A 25,307-nucleotide genomic window follows, 5' to 3' on the forward strand; every position below is an offset into this window, starting at 1 on the left:
GCCAAGCCTGGCATGAACACTTTTTTTAAGCTCACCGCGTTGGCGGGCCTGTTTGCTATAACGGGCCATGCTTTCGCAGTGGACGATATCACGCGTGTTGATCAAATTCCGGTCCTCAAGGAAGAGACGCAGCACGCGACGGTGAGCGAGCGTGTGACCTCACGCTTCACTCGTTCGCACTATCGTCAGTTCGATCTCGATCAGGCCTTTTCGGCCAAAATCTTTGACCGCTATCTGAACTTGCTGGATTACAGCCATAACGTACTGCTCGCCAGCGATGTCGAGCAGTTCGCTAAGCGTAAATCCGGGGTGGGTGACGAGTTGCGTTCAGGCAAGCTGGATCTGTTCTACGATCTCTATAACCTGTCGCAAAAGCGCCGCTTTGAACGCTATCAGTATGCGCTGAAAGTGCTGGAACGTCCGATGGACTTCACCGGCAACGACACCTTTAATCTGGACCGCAGCAAAGCGCCCTGGCCGAAAGACGAAGCCGAGCTGAATGCGCTGTGGGATGGAAAAGTAAAATACGACGAGCTGAGCCTGAAGCTGACCGGCAAAGATGAAAAAGAGATCCGTGACACGCTGACGCGTCGTTACAAATTCGCTATTCGTCGTCTGGCTCAGACCAACAGTGAAGATGTTTTCTCACTGGCGATGACCGCTTTCGCTCACGAAATCGATCCACATACCAATTATCTCTCGCCTCGCAATACCGAACAGTTTAATACCGAAATGAGCCTGTCTCTGGAAGGTATCGGTGCGGTGCTGCAGATGGACGATGATTACACCGTGATCAACTCAATGGTCGCCGGTGGCCCGGCGTCGAAAAGCAAAGCGATAAGCGTAGGCGATCGCATTGTTGGTGTGGGTCAAACCGGACAGAACATGGTCGATGTGATCGGCTGGCGTCTGGATGATGTGGTTGCGCTGATCAAAGGCCCGAAAGGCAGCAAAGTTCGCCTTGAAATTCTGCCAGCCGGTAAAGGCACCAAAACCCGTATCGTTACCCTGACGCGTGAGCGTATCCGCCTGGAAGACCGCGCGGTGAAAATGTCGGTGAAGACCGTGGGTAAAGAGAAGGTGGGTGTTCTGGATATCCCGGGCTTCTACGTTGGGCTGACTGATGATGTAAAAGTCCAGCTGCAGAAGCTTGAAAAGCAGAACGTGAGCAGCGTCATCATCGACTTGCGCAGCAACGGTGGTGGGGCGCTGACCGAAGCGGTTTCACTGTCCGGGCTGTTTATCCCGTCTGGTCCGGTGGTTCAGGTGCGCGATAACAACGGTAAAGTACGTGAAGATGCCGACAATGATGGTGTGGTCTACTACAAAGGCCCGCTGGTGGTCTTGGTCGATCGCTTCAGTGCTTCCGCGTCTGAAATCTTTGCCGCCGCTATGCAGGACTATGGCCGTGCGCTGATTGTCGGTGAGCCGACATTTGGTAAAGGTACCGTACAGCAGTATCGTTCTCTGAATCGTATCTACGATCAGATGCTGCGTCCGGAATGGCCTGCACTGGGTTCGGTTCAGTACACCATTCAGAAATTCTATCGTGTGAACGGTGGCAGTACGCAGCGTAAAGGCGTGACGCCGGATATCATGATGCCGACAGGCACGGAAGAGACTGAAACCGGCGAGAAGTTTGAAGATAACGCATTGCCGTGGGATAGCATTAACGCCGCGACCTACGTGAAAGCGGGTGATATGACGCAGTTTGGTCCTGAACTGCTGAAAGCGCACAACGATCGCATCGCCAAAGATCCGGAATTCCAGTACATCATGAAGGACATTGCTCGTTTCAATGCCCTGAAAGATAAGCGGAATATTGTTTCTCTCAACTACGCTCAGCGTGAGAAAGAGAACAACGAAGATGATGCAACGCGTCTGGCGCGTATCAACGATCGCTTCAAGCGTGAAGGTAAGCCTCTGCTCAAGAAACTGGACGATCTGCCAAAAGATTACCAGGAGCCGGATCCTTACCTCGACGAGACGGTGCATATCGCTCTTGACCTGGCGAATCAGGAAAAGGCGAAGCCCGCCGTGCAACCCGCACCGGCAAAATAATCCCCCAGCAGGCACAAGAAATTGTGCCTGTTTCTTTTTGTTCCGCATTCTCCCGTCAGGCAAATTTCCAATTGTGTAAAGTTGTGTCTTTCTGGTGACTTACGCCCGATGGATGCTTGAAAATAGCCGTAATACCCATACGATGTGGGTAATCGCATAGTGCGCTTTGTTAAACTGAGGTTAAAAGAAAATTATGATGCGAATCGCGCTCTTCCTGCTCACCAACCTTGCGGTGATGGTGGTTTTCGGGCTCGTGCTAAGCCTGACAGGAATTCAGTCGAGCAGCGTTCAGGGTCTGTTGATTATGGCGCTGCTGTTTGGTTTTGGTGGCTCATTCGTTTCACTCCTGATGTCGAAATGGATGGCACTGAAATCGGTAGGTGGTGAAGTCATTGAGCAACCGCGTAACGATATGGAACAGTGGCTGATGAATACCGTGGCTCAGCAATCGCAGCAGGCGGGTATCGCCATGCCGCAGGTGGCCATTTACCACGCGCCAGATATTAACGCCTTTGCCACAGGTGCCCGTCGTGATGCGTCGCTGGTTGCCGTCAGCACCGGGTTGTTGCAGAACATGAGCCGTGACGAAGCCGAAGCGGTTATCGCTCACGAAATCAGCCATATCGCGAACGGCGACATGGTCACCATGACCCTGATCCAGGGCGTAGTGAACACCTTTGTTATCTTCATCTCCCGTATTCTGGCGCAGATCGCGGCAGGCTTTATGGGCGGGAACCGCGATGAAGGGGAAGAGAGCAACGGCAACCCGTTGATCTACTTCGCGGTTGCGACGGTACTGGAGCTGGTATTCGGTATTCTGGCCAGCATCATCACCATGTGGTTCTCCCGTCACCGTGAGTTCCATGCGGATGCCGGCTCGGCGAAACTGGTTGGTCGTGAGAAAATGATTGCCGCGCTGCAGCGTCTGAAAACCAGCTATGAACCGCAGGAAGCGACCAGCATTATGGCATTCTGCATTAACGGTAAATCAAAATCGCTGAGCGAGCTGTTTATGAGTCACCCGCCGCTGGATAAACGTATCGAAGCGCTGCGCAGTGGTGAATACCTGAAGTAACGCTAAGAAGAGCAATGAGCCGGGCTGGAGATATCCGCCCGGCTTTTTTTATGCCTGTACTCTGGGCTGGGTAATGCGCAGCCCGCTGATGATGGCGGCGAGGGTGGCAAGGGCGCCTGCGGTGAAAAGTGCAATGTGGTTGCCATTTTGCCCGGCAAGATTAAACATCAGCGCGACCAGGGCCGCGCCGGTGCTTTGTCCCAGCAGACGTGCGGTGCCCAACATACCGCTGGCACCACCGCTGCGATGGCGCGGCGCTGAGGTGATGATGGTGTGGTTGTTAGGCGACTGGAACAGACCGAACCCTGCACCGCACAGGATCATGCGCCAGATGATATCCAGATCGGTGGGTGATGAGGGGAGTAGTGCGAGTGCGAACAGCCCCGTGGCCATGACGGCAAGCCCCAGCGCGCCAAGCAATCCGGCGTGGACGCGCTCAATCAAATACCCTGCCAGCGGCGCCATTACCATCGTCGCCAGTGGCCACGGCGTTAACAGCAGTCCGGTCTCGACTTCAGTACGTCCCACCACACTTTGCAGGAAGAAGGGCAGAGAGACCAGGGCCAGCATCTGAGCGCAGAATGAGCAAACAGAAGTACAAATCGAGAGAGAAAAAAGAGGAATACGCAGCAGGTCGACAGGCAATAAAGGGACAGGGAGCGCGAGCTGGCGGCGTACAAAGAAGAAGCCAATCACCAGCAACGCAATGAGCTCCGCGGCGGTAAGTAAAAGGGACTGACCTTGTGCAAAGCCGCTCAGGGCAGTAATCAGCAGGCCAAAGGTCAGGGCATTCATCACTGCGCTGATAAGGTCAAAGCGTGGCATCGTGCTTTTGGGACCGTTCGCGGGAAGATAGTGCAGAGCAAAGAAGAGGGCCACAATACCCAGCGGTACGTTAATGGCGAATAACCACTGCCAGGACGCGACAGAGAGTATGGCCGCCGCAAGGGTTGGCCCGGCCGCAGACGAGACGGCGACAATAAACGAGTTTATCCCCATACCGCGTCCCAGATGACGCTGCGGATAGATTAAGCGGATCAACGCCGTGTTGACGCTCATCAGTGCCGCCCCCCCAAAACCCTGCGCTATGCGCGCAAGCGTCAGAGTATGCAGCGAATCAGAAAGGGCACAGAAAAGGGAAGTAAAGGTGAATACCAGCAGGCCGCATTGATACACCCGTCGGTAACCGAACATATCGCCCAGGAAAGAGAACGAGAGCAGTGAAACCACGATCGCTATCTGGTAGGCATTGACTATCCATATAGAACTGGCAGGGGAGGCATGCAGGTCGCTGGCAATGGTTGGCAGGGCAACGTTAGCGATTGCACCGTCAAGGACGGCCATTGAAATACCGATAACAATCGTGGCGATAGCGCCATACCGCTGGGGCAAAGGCAGGCCATCGGACAGGTTTTTTTCCATTAGGGATGAAAAGCTCAGTGTGAAATTATTCTCAGGGTAACTATTTTAGCATCGTTATTTCAGTTTTATGTCGCAGATTTGTAACGAAGTAAACGAGGATCGATTGCAGGTAACATGACGGGAATTTATAATAAAAACCGGTTCTGATTTTTATAAAACACTCTCTATGAGGTGGTAAATGGCAATTGCAGATTTGGATAAACAGCCAGATTCTGTTTCTTCCGTGCTGAAGGTGTTTGGCATCTTACAGGCGCTCGGAGAAGAGCGTGAAATTGGTATTACAGAGTTGTCGCAGCGTGTGATGATGTCGAAAAGCACCGTTTATCGCTTTTTGCAAACCATGAAGTCACTGGGTTACGTCGCACAGGAAGGCGAGTCTGAAAAGTATTCTCTGACGCTGAAACTGTTCGAGCTCGGGGCCCGTGCGCTGCAAAACGTGGATTTGATCCGCAGCGCAGATATCCAGATGCGTGAGATCTCTCGCCTGACCAAAGAGACTATCCACCTGGGGGCACTGGATGAAGACAGCATTGTCTACATCCATAAAATCGACTCCATGTACAACCTGCGCATGTATTCACGCATCGGTCGTCGTAATCCGCTTTACAGTACCGCGATTGGCAAAGTGCTACTGGCGTGGCGCGATCGCGAAGAAGTGAAGCAGATCCTCGAAGGCGTGGAATATAAGCGCAGTACTGAACGCACTATTACCAGCACTGACGAGTTATTGGCCGTGCTCGATAAAGTACGTGAGCAGGGGTATGGCGAAGATAACGAAGAGCAGGAAGAAGGGTTGCGCTGTATCGGTGTGCCGGTATTTGACCGCTTTGGCGTTGTCATTGCCGGGCTGAGTATCTCTTTCCCGACCCTGCGCTTTTCTGAAGAACGTCTGCATGAGTATGTGGCGATTCTCCATACAGCCGCACGCAAGATTTCTGAACAAATGGGCTATAACGACTACCCGTTCTGATCCTTACAGGCACAAAAAACGCCGCACACAGTGCGGCGTTTTTTATCAGTATCAATCGGGGTGATTAGCCGTTATCAATGACGACGGATGTTTTACGCAGAACCGGGCAGTTGGTTAAACCAATGATCCCGCTGTCTGAATGAATATATTGTGCCGTGCTCATGCCCTGCGCGGTCATGTATTTGCATTGAATACCTAATCCAGCGGCGTTTTCGGTGCTTCCCACAAGCACGCCATAGCCGGTTAACAGAAGGCCAACCCATACTACGGCCAGTGCAATAATTGTACGAATGATTAAATGCATCATTGCCTCTTTATCTTTGTTGTCATGCAGTAAGCCTAAACGGTTTACTCTATGAAACAAGTGCATGATTCTGAAAACGACCAGATGGCGGTACAGTTAGTCCTTGTTTAAGATAGCCGTGATAACCTGGTTATATCGGGCCTTTAGACGGAGTGTGGAGTGAAAAAAATACGCTGGGTGATTCTGATTATTGTGCTGGTAGCCTGTGTGGTGTTGTGGACGCAGACTATCAATGTGATGTGCGATCAGGATGTACAGTTTTTTAGCGGCGTTTGCGCAATCAATAAGTTTATTCCGTGGTAACACGCATTTTTTCTCAAGGTGATTTCCTTCCTTCGCACCAGTGGTAAGATAGACGTTTTTATTGAGGTGGTGAAATGGGTGAGTTACTGAATTCAGGGCTGCTAAATATGGCATCCCTGATGATCTCGTTGGTTGTTCTGCTGGTGGGGCTTGTCATTTGGTTTTTCGTAAACCGTGCCAGTTCCCGTACAAACGAGCAGATCGAACTGCTGGAAGCGCTGCTTGACCAACAAAAACGTCAGAATGCGCTGTTACGTCGTCTGTGCGAGGCTAACGAACCAGAAGAGAAAGAGTCGGCGAAAGACGCGGTTGCTGAAGACAACACTGAGCAGGATGACTTTATCCGCCTGGTGGCTGAGCGTTAATTTGTCTTATCCGGGAGGTGGCTGTGGTCTGGAAAAATCCCTGGTATGACCCCTCCCTGAAACATCACACGCCGAACGGTTTTCGTAATACTGACCCCGTCGGGCATCAGCCCGGTGACGTTGATCGCTGGCGAAAAGCGCGCAAAGAAGCTGGCTTACCCCGCCCCCCGGCAAACGGATATGAGGACTTTATCCGCCAGTGGTGGCAGCCGGCAACGCTTAAGCAGCCGCAGGAAAATGGGGTATGGTGGCTCGGACACGCAAGCCTGTTGTTGCACATTGATGGCAACACCCTGCTGACCGACCCCGTTTTTTCTCGCCGCGCCTCTCCCTTACCTTTCCTCGGACCACAACGTAGAACGCCTCCCGCTCTGTCTGTCGAACAGCTCCAGCAGCTCGATGCAGTGGTTATCTCCCATAATCATTACGATCATTTGGATGACGCGACCATTCGCCGGATCCTTAAACGCTTCCCCGACGTCACTCTGTTTGTTCCCCTAGGTCTGGCAGTCTGGTTTCGCCGCCGGGGGGCAAGACGCATTGTTGAGCTCGACTGGTGGCAGAGTTTCACCTGGCAGGGGATAACGCTGTCCGCCGTACCGGCGCAGCACTGGAGTATGCGCACGCTCTGGAACCGCAATCGCTCCCTGTGGTGTGGCTGGGTGTTTGAAGGGCGACATCATCGTTTCTGGTTTAGCGGCGACACGGGCTGTTCACCTGAACTGCTGCGGATACCGGAAAGGCTGGGTAAAATTGACGCCGCGGCGTTGCCCGTTGGCGCTTATGCACCACGGTGGTTCATGGCCGTACATCATATGGATCCGCAATCTGCCGTTGCGTTGTGGCAACAGTTGGGATGCCCACTGGCGTTTCCCATTCATTGGGGCGTGTTTGAACTGGCTGATGAATCGCTTGATGACCCCGTGCGAGAGTTAACTGCAGTCCTCGATAATTTAGCACCGGTTAATAATTCCTTCAGGATACTGAAAATTGGTGAATATTTATCCTTATAAACGAAGCGCTGGATTGTTGCATATATTCTGTATGTCTAAGGTCTAAAGAATGTTTTATTTTTATCGAAACGTTTTGCTTGCCTTGTTTTGATGCAGAGTCATAAAAATTTCATTATTTTGGTGCATAACATTCTTTATTAGCTGGTGCTTTTTAATACAGTTTAGCGTGAAGGATTAACATTGTATTTCCACTGTAACAATACAGGGGCGTTACAATGATTTAAGCATAAGTTTTCACAAATTGTTCTAACTCAATCAATGTAAGGGTTTTTCTTAGCGGGTTGCTGGACGCACTGGAATGATTGAGCTATGTTAAAAAAGTCTTAGATAACAGCGGTTGTGAAAGCAACGGCGAGTCTGTGTAAGTGAGCAGGGCTGTCCATATGTCATGCGCATAATTGTGCAAAAGCATACCGGCACAGTTCGAATTTGTGCGGCGGATCGAGACATGTTTAAAAATGGCTTGCCATATTAAACATAGTGTGTGATAACACGTTTTGGGTCAAACGAGGTACAGTTCTGTTTATGTGTGGCATTTTCAGTAAAGAAGTCCTGAGTAAACACGTTGTCGTTGAATACCGCTTCTCTGCCGAACCTTATATTAGTGCCTCATGCAGTAATGTCTCAGTTTTATCTCAGTAATGCCTGCGGGCTAAGAAAACACTCTAAGGAATTTTGCAAATGGCAAAGATTAAAGGTCAAGTTAAGTGGTTCAACGAGTCTAAAGGTTTTGGTTTCATTACTCCTGCTGACGGCAGCAAAGACGTGTTCGTACACTTCTCTGCAATCCAGGGTAACGGCTTCAAAACTCTGGCTGAAGGCCAGAACGTTGAGTTCGAAATTCAGGACGGCCAGAAAGGCCCAGCTGCAGTTAACGTAACTGCTATCTGATCGAACCACTGCTGACTGAAGCACGTAGTACTTCACTCTCAGACATAAAGCCTCGCATATAGCGGGGCTTTTTTATGTGCCTTATCTTTCAAAATATTACCATCCCCGCTGTTGTTAGTAACTTGTTGCAAAGCTACGAGGTTAGTAGCACTGTTTTCCCTCCCTCCGGCCGTCTTTTCCCGTTAAATCAGGGCGTTGTTTAACAGCCTTGGGGTTCAGGTGAAGAAGAAAATGATAACGACCGCCGGCAATTTCACGCCGGCGCGTTTTGCGCTGCTCTGTTTAGCCATTTTTTGCAGTCTGGTGTTTTTGCTGGGCCGCGTTGCCTGGCTGCAAATTATTAAACCTGACAACCTGGTCAAGCAGGAGGATATGCGATCGCTACGCGAACTGCCGATTGATGCTCCCCGCGGAATGATCATGGATCGTGAAGGCCGGCCGCTGGCGGTCAGTGTCCCGGTCAGGGCCGTGTGGGCCGACCCAAAAACGGTGCTGGCAAAAGGGGGCGTGGGCTTTGACGATCGCTGGCAGGCGCTGGCGAATGCGTTACATCTTTCCCTGAACACCCTGTCATCACGGATTAACGCGAATCCACAGGGGAGGTTCATCTACCTTGCCCGGCAGGTGGATCCTGCTCAGGCAAAATGGATCGATAAGCTGAATTTGCCGGGTATCAATTTACGCGATGAATCACGCCGTTTTTATCCTGCCGGGCATGTGGCGGCAAACCTGATTGGTTTCACCAATATTGACGGTCAGGGTATTGAGGGGGTAGAGAAAAGTTTCAACACCCAGCTAACAGGCAAGCCGGGCGTCCGCCAGGTCAGGGAAGACCGTTACGGTCGCGTGGTGGAGAATCTGACGGAAGTCGCACCGGTGCCTGCGCACAATATTCAGCTCAGTATTGATGAGCGCCTGCAAACCATCACCGAAGATGCGCTAGATAACGCAGTGGCCTGGAACAAGGCGGAGTCGGGGGCATCAGTGCTCATTAATATCCCCACCGGTGAAATCCTCGCGATGGCGAGCTATCCGGATTTCAACCCCAATAACCGCCAGGGCGCGACAATAGACGATTTTCGTAACCGTGCCATCAGCGATACGTTCGAGCCAGGTTCAACCGTGAAGCCGCTTGTGCTGATGACGGCATTGCAACAGGGGCTGGTGCAGCCTGACAGCGTCATTGACACCCATCCGTATATGCTTGACGGGCACCGTATTCGGGACGTGGGTTACTACCCTGAACTCTCGATGACCGGGATCCTGCAAAAATCGAGCGACACCGGCGTATCGCGCCTCTCGCTGGCGATGCCTGTTCAGCACCTGATTGATACCTACCGGAACTTTGGTTTTGGTACAAACACCGGGCTTGGCTTAACCGGCGAGAGCGCCGGTCTGTTACCCCAGCGTAAATACTGGAGCCAGCTCGACAGGGCGACCTTCGCCTTTGGCTATGGTCTGATGGTCACCCCCCTCCAGCTGGCGCACGTCTATGCCACCATCGGCGGCTTCGGGCTGGAACGGCCCCTCTCAATTACCCGTATCGATCCACCCGTTATCGGGCACAGAGTCATGCCGGAAGAGATTGCTCATCAGGTCGAGCATATGATGGAGAGCGTTGCGCTGCCGGGCGGGGGCGGCGTTAAGGCTGCGGTGCGTGATTACCGTGTGGCGGTGAAAACCGGTACGGCGAAGAAAATCGATGATAGCGGCAAATATGTCGATAAATACGTTGCCTATACCGCGGGCGTCGCGCCTGCCAGCGATCCGCGTTTTGCGCTGGTGGTCGTGATTAACGATCCTCAAAACGGGGCGTACTATGGCGGCGCCGTCTCCGCACCGGTATTCAGCGAGATTATGGGTAACGTATTGCGTCTTGAGAACGTCAAACCCGATGGTCTGGCGCCTGATTCCTCGCACCTTATCGTCATGCGTTAACCCAGGCGTTTTATACCGGGGCGAATAGCGGTACACTTCGCCCTTTGATTTACGCCCCGGAGCTGCCATGTCCTTCAGTTGTCCCCTTTGCCACGCGCGTCTGACGCGATCAGAAAAAAGTTATGCCTGTCCGCAGGGACATCAGTTTGATATGGCGAAAGAAGGCTACGTGAATCTTCTGCCGGTGCAGCATAAGCGCTCGCGCGATCCGGGTGACAGTGCTGAGATGATGCAGGCACGTCGGGCATTTCTCGACGCCGGGCACTATCAGCCACTCAGAGAGGCCGTCGCGCAATTGCTGGAAGATAATCTGACTGACAGTGCAGCAGGCGTGCTGGATATTGGCTGCGGGGAAGGGTATTACACCGCGCGGTTTGCTGAGGTTGCACAAGAGAAGGGCGCGCAGACATTTGGTCTGGATGTTTCCAAAGTGGCTATCCGCGCGGCGGCAAAACGCTACTCCAGCGTGACGTTCTGCGTGGCATCGAGCCACCGACTGCCGTTTGACGATGCCAGCATGGATGCGGTTATCCGCATCTATGCGCCCTGTAAGGCGCAGGAGCTGGCACGCGTTATCAAACCGGGCGGATGGGTCATTACCGTCACGCCAGGCCCCCGACATCTGATGGAGCTTAAAGGGCTTATCTATGATGAGGTTCGGCTGCATGCGCCACATTCTGAGCAACTGGCGGGCTTTACGCTGAAGCAGGAGCAGACGCTGGCCTACGAGATGAACCTGGCAGGGGAAGAAGCTGTAGCGTTGTTGCAGATGACGCCGTTTGCATGGCGGGCGAAACCGAACGTGTGGGAAACCTTAGCAAAGCAAACAACGTTTCGCTGCCAGACGGATTTCAGTATCCACTGCTGGCAGCGCGAAGATTAACCGGCGAAGTGTGCCCAGAGGATCTGGGCACCAATGCCAATCAGCACGATACCGCCCAGGATCTCGGCGCGTTTGCCCAGCAGGGGGCCAATAAACCGGCCAACCATCATTCCCAGCGTCGACATAATCAGCGTGGCACAACCAATGGCCAGCGCGGTCGCAATAATATTGACCTGCAGGAATGCCAGGCCCACACCGACGGCCATGGCGTCGAGACTGGTGGCGATGGCAGTGGTCACCAGCAGCCAGAAACCGTGGCGGTGCTGCGGCTCGTCTTCCTCATCGCCATTGCCACGAAAACCTTCAATCACCATTCGCCCCCCCAGAAATACGAGCAGCACGAAAGCGATCCAGTGGTTCCACTCCAGTATGAACTGGCTTGCCAGCATACCAAGACCCCAGCCGATGAGAGGTGTCAGCGTTTCGATAGCACCAAAGATAAGGCCTGTGCGTAGCGCTTCAGAGAATTTGGGTTTGTGCAGCGAGGCACCTTTACCGATGGAAGCGGCAAAAGCGTCCATGGACATACCGAAAGCAAGAAGAAGGGTTGCGGAGATATTCATTAAAGCGTCCAGACCGGGAGATATCCATATGACACATCACTGCCCCCAGTAAACAGCAGTTGATGTATCTATGGTCTCGCCTGACCGCCTTGCACAAATCTGTGCGGCAAACGGTCCGTACGTGCCACGTTTTTCAACGAGTATGTTGACACGTACATTTCCTGCGAACAGGAAATCAGCTACTCCCCAACGACGGGCGCAACCTTAACATATTTTGAGAATATAAAACAACAATGAAACGGCATTATTTCGTCAAGGTGTTGATAACGATTTTCATTTAGATTTATGCGTGAAAATAACGTTAATAAATATAAGATAAATGACAGAATGGAATATAGCTTTGGCTATATCAGGTGCGCAAAATAAACGCAGAATATAGCCAAAGCTATGTAGTTAACTTACTGAGTTTTAAGCATAAGTTTGTATATTCTTTCCAGGTCATCAATATTCTTGACCCGAATAAGCAGCCGGCGTTGTTCTAATTGCATCACCAGTACACCGTCTTCCGATAAATTCATCTCTTTAATACGGTTATATTCTATCCATACATTGGCAAAGAAAAACCCGCGGCTTTTAAAAATGATTTTCGGAACACGGATCCAGAACAGATAAATCGCCATTAATGCCAGCGCACATAATAACCATGTGGTTAATATTGCACCATGACCGGTCACGTTGTTGTAAATTAGAATGACGATGAGACCGGCGAAGATAAACGCATCCACGCGGCCGCGTCGCAGAAGGGGCAGGGAGAGCAGCGTTTCGCCGTGGCGGCGGGGCATGATGAACTCGTCATAGATCGCATATGCCAGAAGGGCCACAATAAACAAAACCAGTACGATGTCCGTGACAGTCATTCATCCTCCAGATAAAAAAACCGGGGGCAAGCCCCCGGCGTATTACATGATGTCTTACAGGCCCAGCAGACCGACAGCGTAGCCCGCGATACCGATGACGAAGAAGCCAACAATGATCCACAGCGGGTTAACTTTCTTACGCAGCAGCCACATACAGGCGAAGGTCAGCAGCAGCGGTACCAGACCCGGCATCAGCTGGTCCAGAATCGTCTGCACGGTGGTAACACGGGTCTGACCATCCTGACCGGTGATGGTAGACACCACCAGCGGGATGTTCACGTGCGTCCACTTGTTAACCAGTGCCCCCATGACAAACAGGCCGAGGATTGACGCCCCCTCAGTCAGTTTCTGCAGGAAGCCGCCGCCCATATCCTTAACGATGTCCACCCCTTTACGGTAACCGTAAGCCACACCGTAGTAACGGGTCAGCAGACGCACCGCATTGAACAGGATGAAGAACAGCAGTGGCCCAAGCAGGCTTCCGCTCATGGCGATACCGGCACCCAGCGCCGCGAAGACCGGACGCACGGTACCCCAGAAGATCGGGTCACCGACGCCTGCCAGCGGACCCATCAGACCGACTTTGATACCGTTGATGGCACCATCGTCAATCTCTGCGCCGTTTGCACGCTGCTCTTCCATCGCCAACGTCACGCCCAGAACCGGAGCCGCCACATAAGGATGGGTGTTAAAGAATTCCAGGTGACGCTTAATCGCCTGACGGCGCGCTTCGTTGTTTTCCGGATACAGGCGTTTGATAGCCGGTACCATGGAGAAACAGAAGCCCAGCGCCTGCATACGTTCGAAGTTCCATGAACCCTGAAACAGGTTAGAACGGATGAACACGCCACGAATATCACCCGGAGTGAGTTTTTTCTCGGTGGTAGTTTTTGTCATATCAACCATTTCGCTCACCTGCTAGTCCAGTTCGTTATCGAGATCGTTATTACCAGCAGCCTGCGCTGGGGCACCCGCAACGCGGTTATATTTCGGGCTGAGCTGGATGTAGAGAATCGCCATCACTGCACCAATCACACCCAGCGCAACCAGGTTGAAGTTGGTGAACGCAGCAGTAACGAAGCCGAGGTAGAAGAACGGCATCAGGTAGCCTGCGCGCATCATATTGATAACCATCGCATAACCAACCACCACAATCATACCGCCTGCGATGTTCAGACCGCCGGTGACCACTTCTGGAATGGCGTTCAGCATGCTCTGTACCTCGCTGGTACCGACGGAGATCGCAACGATAACGGCCGGGATCGCGATACGCATCGCCTGCAGGAACAGGGACGAGACGTGGATCCAGGAGAGCGCCGTCAGGTTGCCATTTTCGGCCGCCTTATCCGCCGCGTGCTGGAAAGCCACGGTGATAGTACGCACGATGATGGTCAGTACCTGACCTGCTGCTGCCAGCGGGATGGCCAGGGCAATACCTGCACCGATACTCTGGTGACCGGCAATAACCAGAACCGTAGAAATGATGGACGCCAGCGCGGCATCAGGCGCAACTGCCGCACCGATGTTCATCCAGCCCAGGGCGATCATTTCCAGGGTACCACCGATGATGATCCCGGTTTTCATATCACCCAGAACGGCACCAATCAACGTACAGGCCACCAGAGGGCGGTGGAACTGAAATTCATCAAGTACGGATTCCATACCCGCAATACACGCGACGATGAACACCAGCACAATCTGAAGAGTGGTAATCTCCATTGTACTTCTCCTATTACATAAGCTTTATGTGAAAAACCGGCGCGGGCTTATTTCCCAACTTTACCGATCAGATCCATCATTTTCAGTTTCTGATCCGTGGAAACCTTACGGGCTTCCAGTTCGATACCGCGTGCATTCAGCTTGTTGAATGCCTCGATATCTTTCGCATCGACTGAAATGGCGTTGTTGACCTGCGTTTTGCCCTGACGGAATGCCATACCACCAATGTTTACGGAGGTAATTTTCACGCCGCCTTCAACCAGGCGTTCAACGTCTGTCGGGTTTGTGAACAGCAGCATCACGCGCTCACCCGCATATTTCGGGTTGTTATAAACGCGGATCATTTTGGCGACATCCACCACGTGCGCGGTAACGCCAGGAGGAGCAACCTGTGTCAGAAGGGTTTTACGTACGGTATCAGCAGCAACTTCATCGCTGACGACAATAATGCGTCGAACGTTGGTCTCTTTGGTCCAGCGCGTTGCCACCTGGCCGTGGATTAAACGGTCATCGATACGGGCAAGGCCGATCACCATGTAATCATTCGGGCCCATGGGCTTCGCCGGGGCTGCGGCTTTTGGCGCCGCGGCCACTGGAGCAGGCTTCTCAACCGGTTGTGCTTTCAGCGCTTTCACGCCTTCGCGACCGGTTTCAACTGCCAGAGCGACCAGTTCATCGAAACTCGGATTGTCGTCGCGTGCCATGAAGGTTTCCACCAACATGGGGATATTCACCCCGGCGACAACTTCATAATGCTCTTTATCGACGACAATGCGGCTGGCAGCATTGAACGGACTGCCTCCCCATGTATCAACGAGAAACAGCACGCCTTTGCTGGTATCCAGTTTCTGCAGTTGAGCAGTGTACTTCTCAATCAGCGTTTCAGCGTTTTCACCGGGAACGAAATCGATCCAGCCGACGTTTTCCTGCTCACCCAACAGCATCTCTGCCGTTTTGAGTAACTGCTCTGCAGCCCAACCATGTGTGCCTATGACAATAGCAATGGTCACTTGCTACCTCCTTTTATTATCATTAATACGCCTGCCAGGCAGTCGCACTGTGAATCGTATCTGGCCAACCGAATCGATTCAGAAAAGGGTTAGAGTTAAAAAACTAAGACTTCCGCGAATTATTTTAGATAGTGAAAAAATAATTTATGTGATGAAGATCCGTAATTTAGCTATGGGTTACAGAATTATCTGTAAGGTAAAGCAGCTGTGTTACAGATCTTTGCAAAGGAACGTAAATCTTTGCTAAAAACGCATTGTCTCTGATATGTTTAGCCTCCGTTTAATTGTTCAGGAGTATAGGGCTAAAGCCCACTATATGGACCGTCACCGACGTCAGTCATCCTCCAGGCCATTCCGCGCCTGTTTCACCGGCGATCCTCGCCACGTATCGACTCTGTCTGCCTCTGTTTTGCCCACGTTGAGTGGGGCACCGTTTGGTCATTCCGTTAGCAGGAGCGTTTCATGGAATTCTTAATGGACCCGTCAATCTGGGTGGGATTGCTCACGCTGGTCGTGCTTGAGATTGTTCTCGGCATTGATAACCTGGTGTTTATTGCCATCCTTGCGGACAAACTGCCGCCAAAACAACGTGATAAAGCGCGTCTGATCGGCCTCTCTCTGGCACTGGTCATGCGTCTGGCACTGCTGTCCGTGATCTCGTGGATGGTTACGCTGACGAAGCCGCTTTTTTCCGTCATGGATTTCACTTTCTCCGGCCGTGATTTGATCATGCTGCTCGGGGGGATATTCCTGCTTTTCAAAGCGACGACAGAGCTTCACGAGCGGCTGGAAAATCGCCAGCACGATGATGGACACGGTAAAGGCTATGCCAGCTTTTGGGTCGTGGTACTGCAGATCGTGGTGCTTGATGCGGTCTTCTCGCTGGATGCGGTGATCACGGCTGTCGGCATGGTGAACCACCTCCCGGTGATGATGGCTGCGGTGGTTATCGCGATGGCGGTGATGCTGCTGGCGTCTAAGCCGCTGACGCGCTTTGTGAATCAGCATCCGACGGTCGTGGTGCTCTGCCTTAGCTTCCTGCTGATGATTGGTCTGAGCCTGGTGGCGGAAGGTTTTGGCTTCCATATACCAAAAGGCTACCTGTACGCAGCCATTGGCTTCTCGATCCTCATCGAGCTGTTTAACCAGATTGCACGACATAACTTTATCAAGCAGCAGTCTACCCAGCCGCTGCGTGCGCGTACGGCTGATGCGATTCTGCGTCTGATGGGCGGTCGCCGTCAGGTCAACGTGCAGAATGACAATGAAAGCCGTAACCCGGTTCCCGTCCCGGAAGGGGCATTTGTGGAAGAAGAGCGCTATATGATTAACGGCGTGCTCTCCCTGGCCTCCCGCTCGTTGCGCGGCATCATGACCCCGCGCGGTGAAATCAGCTGGGTCGATTCCCGCCTGAGCGTTGATGAGATTCGCCAGCAGTTGCTCTCTTCACCGCATAGCCTGTTCCCGGTATGCCGGGGTGAACTGGACGAGATCATCGGCGTGGTGCGTGCGAAAGAGATGCTGGTGGCGCTGGAAGAGGGGATTAACGTCGAAGCTGTCGCCGCCGCATCACCGGCGATTGTGGTGCCGGAAACGCTGGATCCTATCAACCTGCTTGGCGTCCTGCGCCGCGCACGCGGTAGCTTTGTTATCGTCACCAATGAATTTGGTGTGGTGCAGGGTCTGGTGACGCCGCTCGACGTGCTTGAAGCCATCGCCGGTGAATTCCCGGATGCGGATGAAACCCCGGAAATTGTCTCCGACGGTGACGGCTGGCTGGTGAAAGGCACCACCGATCTGCACGCGCTACAGCACACGCTGGGTCTGGAAAACATCATCAACGATGAAGAGGACATTGCGACCGTGGCTGGGCTGGTTATTGCCGTTAACGGACAAATCCCGCGGACCGGCGATATCATTGAACTGCCTCCGCTGAAGATCACGATAATCGAAGCGAATGACTATCGCGTCGATATGGTGCGCATTTTTAAAGAGCAGTCGGCCCACGACGAAGAAGAGTAACTGAGCCTAGCGTAACGGCATCAGCGGAACGATATGCCCGTTACGCGGTGCTGGCGGAGACGAACTCTCCGCCAGCCATTGCGGAAATTCCCTCAGCGGCATAGGCTGTGCAAACAAAAATCCCTGCAGTACCTCTACCCCGTGATGACGCAAATACCGCGCCTGCTCGGGTGTTTCTACCCCTTCAGCCACCAACTCAATGCTAAGCCGTTGTCCGAGCGCAATGATGATGTCCGTCACCGTGGAGTTCACGGCATCAGTGCCGATAGCGCTGGTAAAAGACTTATCAATTTTCAGCACGTCCGGATGCAGCTTTTCCAGCCACGAGAGTGAGCTATTGCCGGTGCCAAAATCATCAATGGCCAGCTTCACGCGCTGACGGTGCAACTCTCTTACAATGCGATAATCCACGTCCTGCAGCGCGTCACGCTCCGTCAGCTCCACAATCAGCTGCTGGGTGGGATGCGCACTGAACCAGTAGCGGTTCAGGTCCTGAATGAGCGTTCCATGTCGGAAATGGCTGGCGGCGGCGTTGATGCCAATGTGGAAGCCGGGCGTTGCCGGAAAATAGCCAATCTGACTCACCGTCTCGTTAATGACGTAACGTGTGAGGGGGATAATCAGGTTGTGCTCTTCGGCGAGCGGAATAAAAACGTCCGGGGAGATCCATCCCTGACGGGGGTTGTTCCAGCGCAGCAGGATCTCCACCCCCACGCATTTCTGCGTGCGGGCATTCAGCAGCGGCTGGCAAAACAGCTCGAATTCACGCGCGGCCAGGCCAAGGTTAATTTCCCAGGTAAAGCTCATGCGGTTCGCGGTCGCAAGCCAGGCGACGTAACCCATCAGCAGACTGAGCATCAGCGCCAGCGGCAGCTGAGAGGGCAAATATATCAACGCCAGCTCGCTGGCTCCCGGGCCACTGACGGTTATGGTGAACGGGAAATGGCTGGATTGCTGGCGCAGAACCATCTCATCATCGTTTATTGTCAGCGAGTCGGAGACATTTTCACCGTAGCGCAGGTATTTATCCCCTACGGTCAGGGCCACGTCGGTGATAAGCGGGCGCTGTGGCTCCAGCATCAGGCGAGTGATGAGATCGATATTCACAATCTGCATCACCCCATCTTCTCCGCTATCAGAAACCGGATACCACTGGATCAGGATCGGGCTTCCCTTAAGCAAGGATTTGTCGGTGGAGAGCACCAGCTTTGTTTCGGCGGACGGCAGGGCAGGCTGAATCTCTCGCAACGGGACGTCGCGATTGCCGAAAATACTTGAACAGTAAAGGATACCGTCTTTGACCAGTGCAATTGAGCGCACCGTTTGCAGTGAGGCTGCCTGTTTTCGTAACACTAAATGCGCCTGAGAGCAGGGCGCTCCGACCAGTGCCAGCAGCGGACTGCGCCCTTTTTCCAGCGGCAATAAGACGTTATCCAGCACGTTGACGGAGTGCGCCGCAAAGTTCAGGGTGTTTTGCTGATTTACGTTACGCTGTGAAATAAAGCGTATACCCAGCGTAATGATGAGCGTAAAAAGCGCAACCATCACGCAGACGATGACGCGTTTTCGGCGATACTTTTTTATGATCCTCTGTGCTGTTTGCATGGGAGGCCGCCCAATACGCCTTCAGCACCAAAAGCCGAGGCAACACAGCAAGTGTAGTGGGGAAATATTAAGTCGACGAGAAAGGGATAAAAATTCGCCCATCCGTGGAAGATGGGCGAGAGAGGCGTTGAGGCGAAACGGTTAGTCGCACTGCACCTTTATCGCCAGACCGCCGCGGGAGGTCTCACGATATTTGGCGTTCATGTCTTTACCGGTTTCGTACATGGTCTCGATAACCTTGTCCAGCGAAACGCGTGGCTCGCTGGTACGGCGCATGGCCATACGCGTGGCGTTGATCGCTTTTACCGACGCGATAGCGTTACGTTCAATGCACGGTACCTGCACCTGACCCGCAACCGGATCACAGGTGAGACCGAGGTTATGTTCCATACCGATTTCAGCCGCCACACAGACCTGCTCCGGGCTGGCGCCCAGCAGTTCTGCAAGACCGGCCGCGGCCATAGAACAGGCCACGCCCACTTCACCCTGACAGCCCACTTCAGCGCCAGAGATAGACGCATTCATCTTGTACAGCGCACCAATCGCCCCTGCTGCCAGGAAGTAGCGAATGTAGATATCAGGCGTTACGGGTTCAATAAAGTGATCGTAGTAGGCCAGTACCGCCGGAACGATACCGCACGCGCCGTTCGTTGGTGCAGTCACCACCCGGCCACCTGCGGCGTTTTCTTCGTTCACCGCCAGCGCAAACATGTTCACCCAGTCGACCACGTTCATCGGGTCGTTAGAGAATTTGTCTGTGGTGACCAGCATACGGCGCAGCGCAGAGGCGCGACGCGGAACGCGCAGTGGCCCAGGCAATACGCCTTCGGTGTTCATGCCGCGATCGATACAGGCCTGCATGGTTTGCCACACGTTCGCAAAATAGTCTTCAATCTCTTTTTTGCTGTGCAGCGCCAGTTCGTTCTGCATCACCATGCCGGAAAGTGACAGACCGGTTTCATGGCAGTAGTCCAGCATCTCTTTGGCGGACTTGAACGGGTAAGGTACGTTCACATCACCCGTTGTATCTTTGCCGAAGTGTTCCTCATCAACGATAAAACCACCGCCAATGGAGTAATAGGTTTTGCTGTAGATCACTTTGTCGCCGTTAAAGGCGTGGATCTGCATACCGTTTTCATGCAGGGAGAGGTTATCGCTACGAAAACGCATGCCGTCATCATGCGGGAAATCCACTTCATGCTGACCGTTTGCCAACAGCAGGCGGCCGCGCGTTTCCACGTCGCGGATAAATGCCGGAATGGCATCAATATCTACGGTATCCGGCATATTGCCCGCCAGACCCATAATAATGGCGATATCGGTGTGGTGGCCTTTACCCGTTAATGACAATGAGCCGTAAACATCCACGGCGACACGGGTAACGCTTTCCAGTAATCCTTTTTCGACCAGATCATCGACGAACTGTTTACCGGCCTTCATCGGGCCAACAGTATGGGAAGACGAAGGGCCAATTCCCACTTTGAACATGTCGAATATACTAATCACTTTCACACTCCTGACAGGGTTACCGGGGTTCCAGTAACGATGTTATAACTGCGCATAGTGTAAGAGGGAAGACCGACCTCGGCTTAACTATTCACATGAATTAAACTAATGGTTAACGATGGTTTTGCTAATAGCGCGACGCCGATCGCAAACCTTGCAGAAGAGGGTGGAATGTAAAGTATAGTCAAGGCTTCAGGCCGATTTGCAGCGCCAGTTCACGAATGATGCCCGCCGTCATGCCCCAGACAAAATAATGCTGATACCAGGACAACCACACCCGGTGCGCATGACCCCGACGCTGGATATCCAGCGGATGATAACGCCCGAGCCGAAGGGCCTCTTCCAGCGGCATCTCAAACACCGCAGACACTTCATCGACGCTGGCGTGATATTGCAGATCGGGCGGGATAATGCCGACCACCGGTGTGACCTGAAAACCGGTCACGCTGTCGACCGGCGGCAGCACGCCGATGATCTCAACCGCCTCAGGCGGAATGGCGACCTCTTCCTGGGCTTCACGCAGCGCGGCGGCAATCAGCGAGGCGTCAGAACTGTCCACGGCACCACCCGGAAAGGCGACCTGACCGGCGTGCTTACGTAAATGTGGCGAACGCTGGGTGAGCAGCAGACCCGGCTGCTCACGACGGACCACCGGGATCAACACCGCTGCCTGACGTTGATTCAGGGCTTCGCGGCTCATGTTGGGCCGCAAAAGCTGAAAGCGCGACAGAAAATCATCCAGCGTCAGGTTCTCTTTTTCCACCCGTCATTACTCCAGTTGTTTCAGAATACGGTTAACTTTATCAAAGGTTTCCTGATATTCCGCATCGACCTGGCTATCAGCCACAATTCCGCCCCCTGCGGAACAGTACAGATTCCCCTTACAGGCGGTCAGCGTTCGAATGGTGATGCTGGTATCCAGCGTACCGCAGAGACTGATATAGCCAATGCTGCCGCACCAGGCGTTTCGACGATGCGGTTCCAGCTCATCGATTATTTGCATTGCCCGCACTTTAGGCGCGCCGGTTATCGAGCCTCCCGGGAACGCGGCGCGAAGCAGATCGCAGGCCGTGCGCGAGGCGGGCAGTTGCGCGGTAATGGTGCTGACCAGGTGATGCACCGCGGGGAACGGCTCGACGACAAACAGTTCAGGGACACGCACGCTTCCCGGTACAGCGACCCGGCCAATGTCGTTACGCATGAGGTCGACAATCATCAGGTTTTCAGCGCGATCTTTTAACGAGGCCGCCAGTTTTTCCGCCTGCTGGCGGTCGGCAACAGGATCGGCCAGGCGGGGAAGCGTGCCTTTAATCGGTCGCGTCTGAATAGTGCCATCGGCAAGATGAATAAAACGCTCGGGCGAGAGGCTCAGGATAGCGCCCTGTTCCAGGCGCAGAAATGCACTGAACGGTGCCCGGTTACTGGCGTTGAGGCGGGTAAATGCCTGCCACTCATCGCCTTCACAGGTTGCCTGAAAACGCTGAGCAAGGTTGACCTGATAGCAATCACCGCTCTGCAGATAGCCCTGAACCCGCTCAAACTTCGCGGCGTACTCCTGCGCGGTCATGTTGGCGCGCCACGCAGAGGTCAGGTGGAAATCCGCTGTTGCGACGGGGACCTGTGCCTCAAGCCAGGCAAGCCGGGCGGACACATCCTGATGGCTGAGCAGAGAGACCGCCTGCTTGTGGTGATCGACGATTATTGCCCAGTCGTAAAGCCCCACCGCCATATCCGGCAGCGGAATGTCGTCCTGCGCAGTCTCCGGCAAGGTTTCGAAGCGGCGACCTAAATCATAGCCGAACAAGCCCAGCGCACCTCCCTGGAAGGGAAGGTCGGGATTTTGCGGAACGGTTAAGCCCAGCGCGTCCAGCGCCTGCTGAAGTAATGACAGCGGATCGTCCGTTGACTGCGTTTCGCCCGTCGTAGTCACATTCCCTTGTGTAATTAGGGTCTGCAGAGGGTCGGCAACCAGAATATCAAAGCGGCTGTAGGGATGATCCGCATATCCGGAGTGCAGCAACATCGCAAAAGGAAGATGGCTGAGGCGGGCAAACCAGAATTCCGCGGCGTCTGAACGCCAGGGTAATGAAATGACTGTAGGGGGTAACGGGTTCATGTGTGGCATACTACCGGGCAGCGTGAAATAATTAGCGCGGATAATTTAGCAGGAGTTGACAATGTTTGCAGGTTTACCTTCTCTGAGCCATGACCAGCAGCAGAAAGCGGTTGAGCGTATTCAGGAACTGATGTCCCAGGGGATGAGCAGCGGACAGGCGATCACGCAAGTTGCTAATGAACTTCGCGCCACCCACACCGGCGAGCGGATCGTGGCGCGTTTTGAGGATGATGAAGAGGAGTAATCCGGCTTAAACCGCCGCGATAATCTTAATTTCGACTTTGTATTCCGGCTTCATCAGCGTCGCCTGTACGGTACACCGTACGGGCGCATGTCCCGCCACAACCCAGGCATCCCAGGCTTTATTCATCGCCGCAAAATCGTCTTTACTGGCAAGAAAAATGGTCGCATCCAGAATGCGTGATTTGTCGCTGCCTTGCTTTTCCAGCACGGCGTCAATCTGCGCCAGCGTATTCGCCGTCTGTTCGAAGGCATCTGCGTCGAGATTTTCCGGTACACCGGTGTAGTAGAGCGTCTGGTTATGGATGACCACATCAGACCAGCGTGCTTCGGCATCAATGCGCACAATTGTCATAAACGTTTCCTCGTTATTTTCATGTCAGTCGGCAAGACTGCCATATTGTGTTCCCCTCGTCACTATTTGGGGTGGCACTGGAGAGGATGGGCTGACATAATCCCTGTGCAAAAATACAGTGAGAGAGCAACGTGGCAGACGATTTTTCCCCAGAAGGTCAGTTAGCACAGGCGATTCCCGGTTTTAAACCGCGTGAACCCCAGCGGCAGATGGCGCATGCCGTGGCCCGCGCAATCGACACCGCGCAGCCGCTGGTGGTGGAAGCCGGTACCGGCACGGGCAAAACCTATGCCTACCTGGCGCCAGCGCTGCGGGCTAAAAAGAAAGTGATCATCTCCACCGGGTCTAAAGCGCTGCAGGACCAGCTTTACAGCCGCGATCTGCCCACGGTCGCCAACGCCCTGAAGTATAAAGGCCGCCTGGCGTTGCTGAAAGGCCGCTCCAACTACCTCTGCCTTGAACGGCTTGAGCAGCAGGCGCTGGCGGGCGGCGATCTGCCGGTGCAGACGCTCAGCGATGTCATTATTCTTCGCGCCTGGGCCAATCAGACGGAGGAGGGGGATATCAGCACCTGCGCGAGCGTGCCGGAAGACTCTCCCGCCTGGCCGCTGGTCACCAGTACCAACGACAACTGCCTGGGGAGCGACTGCCCGCTGTATAAAGATTGTTTTGTGGTAAAAGCGCGTAAAACCGCCATGGACGCGGATGTCGTGGTGGTCAACCACCATCTCTTCCTTGCCGATATGGTGGTTAAAGATAGCGGCTTTGGCGAACTGATCCCGGAAGCGGACGTAATGATCTTCGATGAAGCCCACCAGCTTCCTGACATCGCCAGCCAGTATTTTGGCCAGTCGCTCTCCAGCCGCCAGCTGCAGGACTTAGCGAAAGATTTCACCATTGCCTACCGCACCGAGTTAAAAGATACCCAACAGCTGCAGAAGTGTGCTGACCGCCTGGCGCAAAGTGCGCAGGATTTTCGCCTGCAACTGGGTGAGCCAGGCTATCGCGGTAATCTGCGTGAGCTGCTGGCAGACAAAAATATCCAGCGCGCGCTGTTGCTGCTCGATGATGCCCTTGAGCTTTGTTACGACGTGGCGAAACTATCGCTCGGCCGTTCCGCACTGCTGGATGCCGCCTTTGAGCGCGCCACGCTCTATCGGGCACGCCTCAAACGGCTGAAAGAGATAAACCAGCCGGGGTTCAGCTACTGGTATGAATGCACCTCCCGCCATTTCACGCTGGCCCTGACGCCGCTGACGGTAGCGGATAAATTCAAAGAGGTGATGGCGCAAAAACCGGGAAGCTGGATCTTCACGTCGGCAACCCTTTCGGTGAATGACGATCTACACCACTTTACCGGGCGTCTGGGGATTGAACAGGCGGAGTCGCTGCTGCTGCCCAGCCCGTTTGATTATGAAAAACAGGCGTTGCTCTGCGTTCCGCGTAATCTGCCTCTGCCTAACCAGCCCGGTGCGGCGCGCCTGCTGGCGGCAATGCTCAGGCCGATGATCGAGGCCAACAACGGCCGCTGTTTTATGCTCTGCACCTCCCACGCGATGATGCGCGATCTGGCGGAGCAGTTCCGCGCCACCATGACTTTGCCGGTTCTGCTTCAGGGCGAGACCAGCAAAGGGCAACTGTTACAGCAGTTTGTCAGTGCCGGTAACGCCCTGCTGGTAGCCACCAGCAGCTTCTGGGAAGGGGTGGACGTGCGGGGAGATACCCTGTCGCTGGTGATCATCGATAAACTGCCGTTTACCTCACCGGACGATCCGCTGCTGAAGGCACGTATGGAAGACTGCCGTTTGCGCGGCGGCGATCCTTTTGATGAGGTCCAGCTACCGGACGCGGTGATCACCCTTAAACAAGGGGTAGGACGCCTGATTCGCGACACAGACGACCGCGGCGTGCTGGTCATATGCGATAACCGGCTGGTGATGCGCCCTTACGGTGCGACCTTCCTTGCCAGCTTGCCACCCGCGCCGCGCACGCGGGACATTAAACGCGCGGTTCGCTTCCTGGCAAACCCAACGGCGGAGTAATTTGCCCGTGAGTATGCTAAGATGCGCGCCATTTTGTGACTGACCAT

At 53.8% G+C, this 25,307-nt stretch carries 26 protein-coding genes and 1 riboswitch; of the genes, 14 read left to right on the plus strand and 12 right to left on the minus strand.

Annotated elements, in window-relative coordinates; all coding sequences use genetic code 11:
• The first annotated feature begins 12 nt into the window (after window positions 1–12).
• Window positions 13–2,061, plus strand: a complete 2,049-nt coding sequence (gene prc / locus BJP35_RS21585; RefSeq protein WP_020883416.1) for a carboxy terminal-processing peptidase — start codon at window positions 13–15, stop codon at window positions 2,059–2,061.
• A 193-nt stretch (window positions 2,062–2,254) separates the two neighbouring features.
• On the plus strand, window positions 2,255–3,136 hold the full coding sequence (gene htpX, locus BJP35_RS21590; RefSeq protein WP_014170610.1) for a protease HtpX: 882 nt from the start codon (window positions 2,255–2,257) through the stop codon (window positions 3,134–3,136).
• Window positions 3,137–3,184: 48 nt separating this feature from the next.
• Here the strand turns inward: htpX and BJP35_RS21595 are convergent, their stop codons facing one another.
• Window positions 3,185–4,558 (minus strand): MFS transporter, encoded by a 1,374-nt coding sequence (locus BJP35_RS21595; protein ID WP_047744836.1) that lies wholly within the window; start codon window positions 4,556–4,558, stop codon window positions 3,185–3,187.
• 178 nt (window positions 4,559–4,736) lie between these two features.
• Here BJP35_RS21595 and kdgR point away from each other — a divergent pair, with 178 nt between their 5' ends.
• On the plus strand, window positions 4,737–5,528 hold the full coding sequence (gene kdgR, locus BJP35_RS21600; RefSeq protein WP_014170608.1) for a DNA-binding transcriptional regulator KdgR: 792 nt from the start codon (window positions 4,737–4,739) through the stop codon (window positions 5,526–5,528).
• 64 nt (window positions 5,529–5,592) lie between these two features.
• Here kdgR and BJP35_RS21605 read toward each other — a convergent pair whose 3' ends face one another.
• Window positions 5,593–5,832, minus strand: coding sequence for a YobH family protein (locus BJP35_RS21605; protein ID WP_020883418.1), 240 nt, complete (start codon window positions 5,830–5,832; stop codon window positions 5,593–5,595).
• 159 nt (window positions 5,833–5,991) lie between these two features.
• Between BJP35_RS21605 and mgrB the strand changes: the two genes are divergently transcribed.
• The 7 genes from mgrB to rlmA all read left to right on the plus strand — a co-directional run bounded on the left by mgrB (window position 5,992) and on the right by rlmA (window position 11,225).
• Entirely contained in the window at window positions 5,992–6,135 is a 144-nt protein-coding gene (mgrB, locus tag BJP35_RS21610; protein ID WP_014170606.1) for a PhoP/PhoQ regulator MgrB, read from the plus strand.
• Between the two features lie 74 nt (window positions 6,136–6,209).
• Window positions 6,210–6,500 (plus strand): YebO family protein, encoded by a 291-nt coding sequence (locus tag BJP35_RS21615; RefSeq protein WP_014170605.1) that lies wholly within the window; start codon window positions 6,210–6,212, stop codon window positions 6,498–6,500.
• A gap of 23 nt (window positions 6,501–6,523) precedes the next feature.
• Window positions 6,524–7,513, plus strand: coding sequence for an MBL fold metallo-hydrolase (locus tag BJP35_RS21620; RefSeq protein WP_047744835.1), 990 nt, complete (start codon window positions 6,524–6,526; stop codon window positions 7,511–7,513).
• Between the two features lie 525 nt (window positions 7,514–8,038).
• Window positions 8,039–8,155 carry a DUF2627 domain-containing protein gene (locus BJP35_RS21625; protein WP_032611517.1) on the plus strand — a complete coding sequence of 39 codons (117 nt, stop codon included), beginning with the start codon at window positions 8,039–8,041 and terminating at the stop codon, window positions 8,153–8,155.
• Window positions 8,156–8,194: 39 nt separating this feature from the next.
• Entirely contained in the window at window positions 8,195–8,404 is a 210-nt protein-coding gene (gene cspE, locus BJP35_RS21630; RefSeq protein ID WP_001062678.1) for a transcription antiterminator/RNA stability regulator CspE, read from the plus strand.
• A gap of 231 nt (window positions 8,405–8,635) precedes the next feature.
• Window positions 8,636–10,342, plus strand: a complete 1,707-nt coding sequence (gene ftsI, locus BJP35_RS21635) for a peptidoglycan glycosyltransferase FtsI (protein ID WP_086463555.1) — start codon at window positions 8,636–8,638, stop codon at window positions 10,340–10,342.
• 67 nt (window positions 10,343–10,409) lie between these two features.
• Entirely contained in the window at window positions 10,410–11,225 is an 816-nt protein-coding gene (rlmA, locus tag BJP35_RS21640; RefSeq protein WP_047744834.1) for a 23S rRNA (guanine(745)-N(1))-methyltransferase, read from the plus strand.
• On the opposite strand, the gene mntP is transcribed toward rlmA, so the two are convergent.
• The 5 genes from mntP to manX form a co-directional block, all read right to left on the minus strand.
• Window positions 11,222–11,788, minus strand: coding sequence for a manganese efflux pump MntP (gene mntP / locus BJP35_RS21645; RefSeq protein WP_014170601.1), 567 nt, complete (start codon window positions 11,786–11,788; stop codon window positions 11,222–11,224). The genes rlmA and mntP overlap by 4 nt on opposite strands.
• A 10-nt stretch (window positions 11,789–11,798) precedes the next feature.
• Window positions 11,799–11,988, minus strand: a riboswitch (yybP-ykoY riboswitch).
• 198 nt (window positions 11,989–12,186) lie between these two features.
• Window positions 12,187–12,645, minus strand: a complete 459-nt coding sequence (locus tag BJP35_RS21650) for a DUF986 family protein (RefSeq protein ID WP_014170600.1) — start codon at window positions 12,643–12,645, stop codon at window positions 12,187–12,189.
• Between the two features lie 54 nt (window positions 12,646–12,699).
• Entirely contained in the window at window positions 12,700–13,551 is an 852-nt protein-coding gene (locus BJP35_RS21655; RefSeq protein ID WP_006810994.1) for a PTS mannose transporter subunit IID, read from the minus strand.
• 12 nt (window positions 13,552–13,563) lie between these two features.
• Window positions 13,564–14,364, minus strand: coding sequence for a PTS mannose transporter subunit IIC (gene manY, locus BJP35_RS21660; RefSeq protein ID WP_014170599.1), 801 nt, complete (start codon window positions 14,362–14,364; stop codon window positions 13,564–13,566).
• Between the two features lie 47 nt (window positions 14,365–14,411).
• Window positions 14,412–15,374 (minus strand): PTS mannose transporter subunit IIAB, encoded by a 963-nt coding sequence (manX, locus tag BJP35_RS21665; protein ID WP_014170598.1) that lies wholly within the window; start codon window positions 15,372–15,374, stop codon window positions 14,412–14,414.
• A gap of 316 nt (window positions 15,375–15,690) precedes the next feature.
• Here manX and BJP35_RS24865 point away from each other — a divergent pair, with 316 nt between their 5' ends.
• Window positions 15,691–15,849, plus strand: a complete 159-nt coding sequence (locus tag BJP35_RS24865; protein WP_370874538.1) for a hypothetical protein — start codon at window positions 15,691–15,693, stop codon at window positions 15,847–15,849.
• Entirely contained in the window at window positions 15,837–17,396 is a 1,560-nt protein-coding gene (gene yoaE / locus BJP35_RS21675; protein ID WP_047744833.1) for a CNNM family cation transport protein YoaE, read from the plus strand. The genes BJP35_RS24865 and yoaE overlap by 13 nt, the downstream gene beginning before the upstream one ends.
• A gap of 6 nt (window positions 17,397–17,402) precedes the next feature.
• On the opposite strand, the gene BJP35_RS21680 is transcribed toward yoaE, so the two are convergent.
• The 4 genes from BJP35_RS21680 to pabB all read right to left on the minus strand — a co-directional run bounded on the left by BJP35_RS21680 (window position 17,403) and on the right by pabB (window position 22,623).
• The gene (locus tag BJP35_RS21680; protein WP_086463556.1) at window positions 17,403–19,001 is read right to left on the minus strand and encodes an EAL domain-containing protein; all 1,599 of its coding nucleotides are present in this window, start codon (window positions 18,999–19,001) and stop codon (window positions 17,403–17,405) included.
• Between the two features lie 141 nt (window positions 19,002–19,142).
• Window positions 19,143–20,507: an L-serine ammonia-lyase gene (gene sdaA, locus BJP35_RS21685; RefSeq protein ID WP_020883424.1), complete on the minus strand. Its 1,365-nt coding sequence runs from the start codon at window positions 20,505–20,507 to the stop codon at window positions 19,143–19,145.
• Window positions 20,508–20,691: 184 nt separating this feature from the next.
• The gene (locus BJP35_RS21690; protein ID WP_032678418.1) at window positions 20,692–21,270 is read right to left on the minus strand and encodes a CoA pyrophosphatase; all 579 of its coding nucleotides are present in this window, start codon (window positions 21,268–21,270) and stop codon (window positions 20,692–20,694) included.
• A 6-nt stretch (window positions 21,271–21,276) separates the two neighbouring features.
• A complete protein-coding gene (pabB, locus tag BJP35_RS21695) occupies window positions 21,277–22,623 on the minus strand; it encodes an aminodeoxychorismate synthase component 1 (protein ID WP_032678417.1) in 1,347 nt (448 codons plus the stop codon).
• Window positions 22,624–22,684: 61 nt separating this feature from the next.
• On the opposite strand from pabB, the gene BJP35_RS21700 reads away from it, so the two are divergent.
• Window positions 22,685–22,867 (plus strand): YoaH family protein, encoded by a 183-nt coding sequence (locus BJP35_RS21700; RefSeq protein WP_020883426.1) that lies wholly within the window; start codon window positions 22,685–22,687, stop codon window positions 22,865–22,867.
• A 6-nt stretch (window positions 22,868–22,873) separates the two neighbouring features.
• Here BJP35_RS21700 and BJP35_RS21705 read toward each other — a convergent pair whose 3' ends face one another.
• The gene (locus BJP35_RS21705) at window positions 22,874–23,218 is read right to left on the minus strand and encodes a RidA family protein (RefSeq protein ID WP_014170591.1); all 345 of its coding nucleotides are present in this window, start codon (window positions 23,216–23,218) and stop codon (window positions 22,874–22,876) included.
• Window positions 23,219–23,349: 131 nt separating this feature from the next.
• On the opposite strand from BJP35_RS21705, the gene BJP35_RS21710 reads away from it, so the two are divergent.
• The gene (locus BJP35_RS21710; protein ID WP_040017764.1) at window positions 23,350–25,260 is read left to right on the plus strand and encodes an ATP-dependent DNA helicase; all 1,911 of its coding nucleotides are present in this window, start codon (window positions 23,350–23,352) and stop codon (window positions 25,258–25,260) included.
• Window positions 25,261–25,307: the final 47 nt, after the last annotated feature.

Origin of the sequence: Enterobacter sp. J49, from assembly GCF_002148625.1 — a bacterium.
GTDB lineage: Bacteria > Pseudomonadota > Gammaproteobacteria > Enterobacterales > Enterobacteriaceae > Enterobacter > Enterobacter ludwigii.

What these genes read in the sequence shown, in the direction of transcription:
- prc (WP_020883416.1), top strand. Translation starts at nt 13, where the DNA reads ATGAACACTTTTTTTAAGCTCACCGCGTTGGCGGGCCTGTTTGCTATA.
- htpX (WP_014170610.1), top strand. Translation starts at nt 2,255, where the DNA reads ATGATGCGAATCGCGCTCTTCCTGCTCACCAACCTTGCGGTGATGGTG.
- BJP35_RS21595 (WP_047744836.1), bottom strand. Translation starts at nt 4,558, where the DNA reads ATGGAAAAAAACCTGTCCGATGGCCTGCCTTTGCCCCAGCGGTATGGC.
- kdgR (WP_014170608.1), top strand. Translation starts at nt 4,737, where the DNA reads ATGGCAATTGCAGATTTGGATAAACAGCCAGATTCTGTTTCTTCCGTG.
- BJP35_RS21605 (WP_020883418.1), bottom strand. Translation starts at nt 5,832, where the DNA reads ATGCATTTAATCATTCGTACAATTATTGCACTGGCCGTAGTATGGGTT.
- BJP35_RS21615 (WP_014170605.1), top strand. Translation starts at nt 6,210, where the DNA reads ATGGGTGAGTTACTGAATTCAGGGCTGCTAAATATGGCATCCCTGATG.
- BJP35_RS21625 (WP_032611517.1), top strand. Translation starts at nt 8,039, where the DNA reads ATGTGTGGCATTTTCAGTAAAGAAGTCCTGAGTAAACACGTTGTCGTT.
- cspE (WP_001062678.1), top strand. Translation starts at nt 8,195, where the DNA reads ATGGCAAAGATTAAAGGTCAAGTTAAGTGGTTCAACGAGTCTAAAGGT.
- ftsI (WP_086463555.1), top strand. Translation starts at nt 8,636, where the DNA reads ATGATAACGACCGCCGGCAATTTCACGCCGGCGCGTTTTGCGCTGCTC.
- rlmA (WP_047744834.1), top strand. Translation starts at nt 10,410, where the DNA reads ATGTCCTTCAGTTGTCCCCTTTGCCACGCGCGTCTGACGCGATCAGAA.
- mntP (WP_014170601.1), bottom strand. Translation starts at nt 11,788, where the DNA reads ATGAATATCTCCGCAACCCTTCTTCTTGCTTTCGGTATGTCCATGGAC.
- BJP35_RS21650 (WP_014170600.1), bottom strand. Translation starts at nt 12,645, where the DNA reads ATGACTGTCACGGACATCGTACTGGTTTTGTTTATTGTGGCCCTTCTG.
- BJP35_RS21655 (WP_006810994.1), bottom strand. Translation starts at nt 13,551, where the DNA reads ATGGTTGATATGACAAAAACTACCACCGAGAAAAAACTCACTCCGGGT.
- manY (WP_014170599.1), bottom strand. Translation starts at nt 14,364, where the DNA reads ATGGAGATTACCACTCTTCAGATTGTGCTGGTGTTCATCGTCGCGTGT.
- BJP35_RS24865 (WP_370874538.1), top strand. Translation starts at nt 15,691, where the DNA reads ATGGACCGTCACCGACGTCAGTCATCCTCCAGGCCATTCCGCGCCTGT.
- yoaE (WP_047744833.1), top strand. Translation starts at nt 15,837, where the DNA reads ATGGAATTCTTAATGGACCCGTCAATCTGGGTGGGATTGCTCACGCTG.
- BJP35_RS21680 (WP_086463556.1), bottom strand. Translation starts at nt 19,001, where the DNA reads ATGCAAACAGCACAGAGGATCATAAAAAAGTATCGCCGAAAACGCGTC.
- pabB (WP_032678417.1), bottom strand. Translation starts at nt 22,623, where the DNA reads ATGAACCCGTTACCCCCTACAGTCATTTCATTACCCTGGCGTTCAGAC.
- BJP35_RS21700 (WP_020883426.1), top strand. Translation starts at nt 22,685, where the DNA reads ATGTTTGCAGGTTTACCTTCTCTGAGCCATGACCAGCAGCAGAAAGCG.
- BJP35_RS21705 (WP_014170591.1), bottom strand. Translation starts at nt 23,218, where the DNA reads ATGACAATTGTGCGCATTGATGCCGAAGCACGCTGGTCTGATGTGGTC.